The organism is Anaerotignum sp. (assembly GCF_031981185.1).
Lineage (GTDB): Bacteria > Bacillota > Clostridia > Lachnospirales > Anaerotignaceae > Chakrabartyella.
In genome coordinates this window covers 151,472-159,916 of the sequence record NZ_DALYUL010000003.1, presented here as the reverse complement: position 1 = coordinate 159,916, position 8,445 = coordinate 151,472, and the positions used below count along the sequence as shown (strand labels likewise).

Genomic DNA, 8,445 nt, shown 5'->3' with positions numbered 1-8,445 from the left:
TTATATTGCGTATGAGCAGGGCGGCTTTCTGGGCAGCCCTTATCATGCGGTTTCTATCCAACGACGCCTTATTATTTTGATGCACATTACTGCATTTTTGATTTTGGCTTTTAATCGGGATTCAGGGATATACGATTGGAAGACGGTAGTGTTTGGAGCGGCAGGATGTGTTTTTTTGCTGGCATCAATACATTTTTTAGATCGATTTTATTATGAAGGCTGTCCTCTGATTTGGACGGGTACCTTGTTTTTGATGGACTTAAGTTTAATTATGCTACAAAGGATCGATCCAAGCTTAGCATATAAGCAATTGATGTGGATGGTCATAGGACTGGTAGGTATGTTAATGCTTCCATTCTTTTTCCGCTTGATTCCACGATTTGAGGTTTTTGAGTGGGCGTATATTATTTTTTGCTTTGGCTTATTACTATGCACTAAAATTTTTGGGGTAGAACGCCACGGTTCCACAAACTGGCTGAAGATAAGCGGAATCACCTTTCAACCATCAGAGTTAGTCAAGTTTTTATTTATATTTTACCTTGCCAGTGTATTTCGTAAAAGGATAGAGTGGAAAGAATTTATCATTACTGGTGTACTAAGTGCAGGAGTGGTTATGCTTTTGGTTTTGCAAAAGGACTTAGGTAGTGCATTAATCTTCTTTATGACTTATATGGTTATGCTGTATATTGCCACTGCAAATGAATTTTTATTTTTGCTTGGAATGGGGGCAGCATGCGGTGCTGCTACGTTGGCCTACAAAATTTTCTCTCACGTTCGGGTACGTGTTGCTGCTTGGCAAAACCCTTGGGCAGATATTGACAAGGGTGGCTATCAAATTGTAAACTCTTTATTTGCGATTACTACATGGGGGTTGTTTGGCAGCGGTTTGACCAAGGGAATGCCAAAAAGTATTCCCGTTGTGGAAAGCGATTTCATTTTTGCTGCAATTTGTGAAGAATTCGGTGGACTGTTTGGCGCAGGGGTAATTTGTATCTTTATTATGTTGTTATATCGGGGAGTGCGCATTGCCTTGGATTCCAAACGAAGATACTATAGTATTTTAGCCATCGGAGTTACAACAATGCTTTGTTTCCAAGCATTTATCATTATTGGCGGTGTAATCAAGCTCATCCCTTTAACGGGGGTAACCCTACCTTTTGTTAGCTATGGTGGTACCTCTGTTTTGGTCAGCCTTATGATGATAGGGCTTTTGCAGTGGGTTTGTGTTTATTGCGAACAGCATGGTGTAGACGAGGAAGCTCCTCCCATTTTCGAAGTTGAAGGAGACGAAGGCTATGAATAATATGAAAAGAAGCATCAGGCGAATTTTTTGGCTTCTGGTTCTTTGTTTTTTTCTCTTGTTAGGATACATGGGGAAACTGGTTTTAATGGATCGAGACGGGATTTCTGCTAATTCCTATAATGCGCGTTTGCGTTATGTGGATAACAGCATTCGTCGTGGTGATATCATAGATCGAGATGGAGACATTTTGGCCACTAGCGTATTGCAAAAAGATGGAACTTATGAGAGAAAGTATCTCCGTTCTCGTATGGCAGCCCATATTACAGGATATAGCAGCGTTGGGAAAACAGGAGTTGAGGCTGCCGAAAATTTTCAGATGATGACTTTGCATAACGAATTTTTACAAAGGGTACTATCCGTTTCCACAGGAAAGGAATTGGTGGGAAACAGTGTTGTAGTAACAGTTGACATGGATATACAAACAACTGCCGGTAATCTTTTGGGTAATGCCAAGGGGGCTGTGGTGGTGATGGAACCATCAACAGGGCGAATACTGGCATTACAGGCATATCCGGATTTTGATCCGAATACTGTTGCTGCTAATTGGGATAACCTAAAGGATAATGAGAACAGTCCTTTGGTAAATAGAGCAACGCAAGGCTTATATCCCCCTGGATCTACGTTTAAACTTGTGAGTTCTCTTGCAATAATGGAAAATAAAAAGGACTGGCAAACAAGAACCTATGAATGCACTGGAGAAGCTGAATTTGAAAATAAGGTGATTCATTGTTATAACAATAAGGCCCATGGAACTGTAGATTTGAAACAGGCGTTGACAGTTTCTTGCAACTGCTATTTTGCACAATTGGCCACAGAGATCGGGCCATCCAAACTAAAAGGTGTTATGGAGCGGGTGGGTATGGAAACGCCTTCTTCTTTCGACTTGGCCTATAGCCAAAATAAAGTTGGATTGAATGCAAGTTCTTCGGAAAGTGAACTGGTTGAAACAGCAATTGGCCAAGGTAAAACGGCGGTAACGCCATTGTATATGGCGATGCTGGCATCAGCCATTGCAAACGAAGGTATTATGATGCAGCCTTATATAATAGACCATATTCAATACAGCAATGGTAAGGCAGGAAAGCAGACGGTTCCAAAAAAACTGGCAGAAATTTGTACGGCAGAAGAAGCCACAGTTCTACGTGATATGATGGTTTCGGTTGTGGAAAAGGGCACGGGGACTGCCGCATCTGTGAAAGGCATCACTGTAGCGGGAAAAACTGGTACAGCCGAGAATGCCACTGGAAAAGATCATTCATGGTTCGTTGGCTTTGCGCCAGCGGAAGATCCGAAGGTAGCGGTGGCGGTAGTAATAGAGAATTCTAAAGCATATGGCAGTGCGACACCGATTGCAGGGAAGGTGATAAAAGAGGCTCTGAATCAACTAGAGAATGAATAAATTCTCAGTTTATTGGGATTTATACCATAATTAACACTCAAAAAGTAAGTTGATATGGTGACTTTTCCTACACAAATAGAAACTGAAATGAAATTTTGTATTGAAAAAGAAACAAAATCCATATATTTAAGTCGTTTCTCAGACAAAGTGGTTTTTCCTAAAGAAAGACCGCTCGGTTTATGTATATTTTTGATTAAAACCGTTAAATATCAACACATTTTATGCAAAGCTCCAACGGCATTTTTGCATAATTTTTAACAAAAAAACGGATGGAAAGAACACTATCACGAAAAACAGCAAGTATTTATCGTTGATTTTAATTCCAATATGGAAATTTAATATGCTAATATCTAGCAGTAAATTTTTATTAACAAAGTCAAAATAGCTAAAAAAGAAATGATTTTGGTTAAAAATAAGTTTTTATTGACAAAAAAGTCCGTTTTTCTCTCTCATATTTTGTAAAAATGAAAGAGCTTCATTTGTGAAAAAATTTTTTGTATTGAAAATGTCCAAAATTTTTCAAATAATAATAATTTTTTAACAATTTAGGTTGCAATAAAAAATGAATAGTGTTATAATCAAGACGATAACAGGAGGGTTCATGCAACAAGATTTTCTAGTTGCAGTATAAATAAATTAGCTTATATTCTACAATAATATTGGATATAGGTTTTTTCTGTTGTCATTGTGGGATAGAGTTTTTTTATTAACCATATTGAGGCTTATAGATAGCTGGAAAAATCGAAATTAACGCGTGTTTTATTCGTATGAGATAAATATGGAGGAGGACAAAAGAGAATGTACACATTAGGTATAGATGTTGGCTCCGCTTCATCAAAAGCATTAATTTTGAAGGACGGTAAAGACATTGTGGCTGCGGAGGTTGTTCAGGTAGGAACAGGATCTTCTGGTCCTCAGAGGGCCCTCGACAAGGCCTTTGAGGTAAGCGGACTGAAGAAAGAGGATATTTCTTATACAGTCGCAACGGGCTATGGTAGATTTAATTATCCTGATGCAGATAAACAAATCAGTGAAATTAGCTGTCATGCCAAAGGAATTTATTTTTTGGTACCCACTGCACGCACCATCATTGACATTGGCGGGCAGGATGCGAAAGCAATCCGTCTGGATGACAAGGGTGGTATCAAGCAGTTTTTTATGAATGATAAATGTGCGGCAGGTACAGGGCGTTTCCTGGAAGTAATGGCAAGAGTATTGGAAACTACCCTGGATGAAATGGCCGAATTGGATGAACAAGCTACAGATACTGCACCGATCAGCAGCACATGTACAGTATTTGCAGAATCTGAGGTTATCTCTCAGTTATCCAATGGCGTAAGTAGAAATAACATCATTAAAGGTGTTCACCTTTCAGTTGCCAGCAGAGCTTGCGGCTTGGCTTACAGAGGCGGCTTGGAAAAAGACGTCGTAATGACAGGCGGTGTTGCAAAAAACGCAGGCGTAGTTAGAGCGGTGGCTGGTGTATTGAAAACAGACGTAATTGTGGCACCAAATCCACAAACGACAGGCGCGCTGGGTGCGGCATTGTACGCATATGAAGCGGCACAAAAAAAATAAGAAAGAGGGATTAGAATGAGTTTAACACAAGGCATGAAAGCAAAACAGTTGTTAGCCTACTTTCAGGGAAAGGCTGATCAAGATGCAAGAGAAGCAAAAGCAAGAGGCGATCTTGTTTGCTGGTCTGCTTCCGTAGCTCCCCCTGAATTCTGCGTAACAATGGGTATCGCAATGGTTTATCCTGAAACCCATGCAGCAGGTATTGGCGCAAGAAAAGGCGCAATGGACATGTTGGAAGTTGCTGATAGAAAAGGCTACAATGTTGACTGCTGTTCTTATGGTAGAGTAAACATGGGCTACATGGAATGCCTGAAGGAAACTGCAATTACAGGTGTAAAACCTGAGGTTTTGGTCAACTCTCCTGCAGCAGACGTTCCTCTGCCAGACTTGGTAATCACATGTAATAACATTTGTAATACATTGTTGAAATGGTATGAAAACCTTGCAGCAGAATTAGACATTCCTTGCATCGTTATCGACGTTCCTTTCAACCACACAATGCCTATTCCTGAATATGCAAAGGCTTATATTGCAGATCAGTTCAGAAATGCAATTTCTCAACTGGAAGTAATCTGTGGTAAACCTTTTGACTGGAAGAAGTTTAAAGAAGTTAAAGACCAGACACAGCGTTCTGTATATCAATGGAACAGAATTGCTGAAATGTCTAAATATAAACCATCACCTTTGAATGGCTTCGATTTGTTTAACTATATGGCTTTGATCGTTGCTTGCCGTTCTTTGGATTATTCTGAAATTACATTCAAGGCATTTGCAGACGAATTAGAAGAAAACTTGAAGGCTGGTATCTACGCATTCAAGGGAGCTGAAAAAACTCGTTTCCAATGGGAAGGTATTGCTGTATGGCCTCACTTGGGTCACACATTCAAGTCCATGAAGAACCTCAATTCTATCATGACAGGTACAGCTTACCCTGCACTTTGGGATTTGCACTATGATGCAAATGATGAATCTATGCACTCTATGGCCGAAGCTTATACAAGAATTTATATTAACACATGCTTACAGAACAAAGTTGATGTTCTGTTGGGTATTATGGAAAAAGGCCAGGTGGATGGTACAGTTTACCACTTGAACAGAAGCTGTAAGCTGATGAGCTTCCTTAACGTTGAAACAGCTGAAATTATCAAAGAAAAGAATGGTTTGCCTTATGTAAGCATCGATGGTGACCAGACAGACCCTCGCGTATTCTCTCCCGCACAGTTTGATACACGTGTTCAGGCACTGGTTGAAATGATGGAAGCCAACATGGCTGCAGCAGAATAATAAGGAGGAGAAAACGATGAGTAGAGTAGAAGCTATTTTATCCCAATTAAAAGACGTTGCCGCAAATCCTAAAAAAGCAATGGATGACTATAAGGCGGAAACAGGTAAGGGTGCAGTAGGTATTATGCCTATTTACGCTCCTGAAGAGATGGTGCACGCAGCTGGCTATTTACCTATGGGTATTTGGGGTGCACAAGGTAAAACAATTTCCAAGGCACGTACATATCTTCCTGCATTTGCTTGTTCAATTATGCAGCAGGTTATGGAACTGCAGTGTGAAGGCGCTTATGATGACCTTTCTGCTGTAATTTTCTCTGTACCTTGTGATACATTAAAGTGCTTAAGCCAGAAATGGAAAGGCACATCCCCTGTAGTTGTATTTACACATCCTCAGAACAGAGGATTGGAAGCTGCAAATCAGTTCTTAGTAACAGAATATGAATTGGTAAAAACACAGCTTGAATCAATTTTGGGCGTGAAAATATCAAATGCTGCTTTGGAAAATTCTATTGCAATTTACAATGAAAATAGAGCAGTTATGCGTGAATTTGTAAAAGTTGCAGCTGATTACCCTCAGGTAATTGATGCAGTTAACCGTCATGCTGTTTTCAAAGCAAGACAGTTCATGTTGAAAGAAAAACACACAGCACTTGTTAAAGAACTTATCGCTGAAATTAAGGCTATGCCTGTTCAGCCTTGGGATGGCAAGAAAGTTGTTGTTACAGGTATCTTACTTGAGCCTAACGAATTGCTTGATATCTTCAATGAATTCAAAATTGCTATCGTTGATGACGATTTGGCTCAGGAATCCAGACAGATTCGTGTTGACGTTCTGGATGGAGAAGGTGGCCCTCTTTACAGAATGGCAAAAGCTTGGCAGCAAATGTACGGTTGCTCTCTTGCGACTGATACAAAGAAAGGCCGCGGCAGAATGCTGATTAACAAAACAATTCAGACTGGCGCAGATGCTATTGTTGTTGCAATGATGAAATTCTGTGATCCTGAAGAATGGGATTACCCTGTAATGTACAGAGAATTTGAAGAAAAAGGCATTAAGAGTCTGATGATCGAAGTTGATCAGGAAGTTTCTTCCTTCGAACAGATTAAGACAAGACTGCAGTCTTTCGTAGAAATGCTGTAATTTGAACAATCGTTTGCTACAAAACTGTACACTGGGGTGGGTGACTGCTCCAGTGTATTGTAATAAGCAAATAAGCAAAAATCGATTAAGTTTTAGGAGGATTTTCGAAAATGAGAAAGGTTCCCATTATTACCGCAGACGAGGCAGCAAAACTCATTAAAGACGGTGATACAGTTACAACAAGCGGTTTCGTTGGAAATGCAATCCCTGAGGCTCTTGATAGAGCTGTGGAAAAAAGATTTTTAGAAACAGGCGAACCAAAAAACATCACATATGTTTATTGTGGTTCTCAAGGTAACAGAGACGGAAGAGGTGCTGAGCACTTTGCTCATGAAGGCCTTTTAAAACGTTACATCGCTGGTCACTGGGCTACTGTTCCTGCTTTGGGCAAAATGGCGATGGAAAATAAAATGGAGGCTTATAATGTATGCCATCTGTTCCGTGATATCGCGGCTCATAAGCCAGGTGTATTTACAAAGGTTGGTATCGGTACATTTATTGACCCTAGAAATGGTGGCGGTAAAGTAAATGATATTACCAAAGAAGATATTGTTGAATTGGTAGAGATTAAGGGTCAGGAATATTTGTTCTACCCTGCTTTTCCCATTCATGTAGCGCTTATTCGTGGTACTTACGCGGATGAAAGTGGTAATATTACATTTGAAAAAGAGGTTGCTCCTCTGGAAGGAACTTCCGTATGCCAGGCTGTTAAAAATAGTGGTGGTATCGTTGTAGTTCAAGTTGAAAGAGTAGTAAAAGCGGGTACGCTTGATCCTCGTCATGTAAAAGTTCCTGGAATTTATGTTGACTATGTTGTTGTTGCTGACCCAGAAGATCATCAGCAATCTTTAGATTGTGAATATGATCCTGCATTATCAGGCGAGCATAGAAGACCAGAGGTTGTTGGCGAGCCACTTCCTTTAAGTGCAAAAAAAGTAATTGGTCGTCGTGGTGCCATTGAATTAGAAAAAGACGTTGCTGTAAATTTAGGCGTTGGTGCTCCTGAATTTGTAGCCAGTGTTGCTGATGAAGAAGGTATCGTTGACTTTATGACTTTGACAGCTGAAAGTGGTGCTATTGGTGGCGTTCCAGCTGGTGGCGTTCGCTTTGGTGCTTCTTATAATGCAGATGCATTGATTGATCAAGGTTATCAATTTGATTACTATGATGGCGGCGGTTTAGACCTTTGCTATTTAGGCTTAGCTGAATGTGATGAAAAAGGCAATATCAACGTATCCAGATTTGGCCCTCGTATCGCTGGTTGTGGTGGTTTCATCAATATTACACAGAATACTCCTAAGGTATTCTTCTGTGGTACATTCACAGCAGGTGGTTTGAAAGTTAAAATCGAAGATGGCAAGGTTGTTATTGTTCAAGAAGGCAAGCAGAAAAAGTTCTTGAAGTCTGTTGAGCAGATTACATTTAACGGTGACGTTGCACTTGCGAATAAGCAACAAGTAACTTATATTACAGAAAGATGTGTGTTCCTTTTGAAGGAAGATGGTATGCATTTATCTGAAATTGCACCTGGAATTGATTTACAGACACAAATTCTTGATGTTATGGAATTTGAACCTATTATTGACAGAGATGCAAACGGCCAAATCAAATTGATGGACGCTGCTTTATTTGCAGAAGGCTTAATGGGCTTGAAAGAAATGAAATCCTGATTTCTGGTTTCAAGATAGATATAAAATATTACCCCCTGCTTTGTAGAAAAGACAGGGGGATTTTTTATTT

At 40.0% G+C, this 8,445-nt stretch carries 6 protein-coding genes; all 6 read left to right on the top strand.

The window, feature by feature from the left end:
• Positions 1–1,303, top strand: a 1,303-nt coding sequence (locus RTK36_RS02705) for an FtsW/RodA/SpoVE family cell cycle protein (protein ID WP_312044074.1), incomplete at its 5' end; no start/stop codon positions are given.
• Positions 1,296–2,702, top strand: a complete 1,407-nt coding sequence (locus RTK36_RS02700; RefSeq protein ID WP_312044072.1) for a peptidoglycan D,D-transpeptidase FtsI family protein — start codon at positions 1,296–1,298, stop codon at positions 2,700–2,702. The genes RTK36_RS02705 and RTK36_RS02700, both read left to right, overlap by 8 nt.
• A 798-nt stretch (positions 2,703–3,500) precedes the next feature.
• A complete protein-coding gene (locus RTK36_RS02695) occupies positions 3,501–4,280 on the top strand; it encodes an acyl-CoA dehydratase activase (RefSeq protein WP_312044070.1) in 780 nt (259 codons plus the stop codon).
• Positions 4,281–4,295: 15 nt separating this feature from the next.
• Complete coding sequence (gene lcdA, locus RTK36_RS02690) at positions 4,296–5,564, top strand: lactoyl-CoA dehydratase subunit alpha (RefSeq protein ID WP_312044068.1); 1,269 nt, start codon at positions 4,296–4,298, stop codon at positions 5,562–5,564.
• 16 nt (positions 5,565–5,580) lie between these two features.
• Positions 5,581–6,705, top strand: coding sequence for a lactoyl-CoA dehydratase subunit beta (gene lcdB, locus RTK36_RS02685; protein WP_312044066.1), 1,125 nt, complete (start codon positions 5,581–5,583; stop codon positions 6,703–6,705).
• 110 nt (positions 6,706–6,815) lie between these two features.
• A complete protein-coding gene (locus RTK36_RS02680; protein WP_312044064.1) occupies positions 6,816–8,375 on the top strand; it encodes an acyl CoA:acetate/3-ketoacid CoA transferase in 1,560 nt (519 codons plus the stop codon).
• The last annotated feature ends 70 nt before the right edge of the window (positions 8,376–8,445 follow it).

Excerpts from the sequence above, each read along its gene's own strand:
- RTK36_RS02700 (WP_312044072.1), top strand. The coding sequence starts at position 1,296 with ATGAATAATATGAAAAGAAGCATCAGGCGAATTTTTTGGCTTCTGGTT.
- RTK36_RS02695 (WP_312044070.1), top strand. The coding sequence starts at position 3,501 with ATGTACACATTAGGTATAGATGTTGGCTCCGCTTCATCAAAAGCATTA.
- lcdA (WP_312044068.1), top strand. The coding sequence starts at position 4,296 with ATGAGTTTAACACAAGGCATGAAAGCAAAACAGTTGTTAGCCTACTTT.
- lcdB (WP_312044066.1), top strand. The coding sequence starts at position 5,581 with ATGAGTAGAGTAGAAGCTATTTTATCCCAATTAAAAGACGTTGCCGCA.
- RTK36_RS02680 (WP_312044064.1), top strand. The coding sequence starts at position 6,816 with ATGAGAAAGGTTCCCATTATTACCGCAGACGAGGCAGCAAAACTCATT.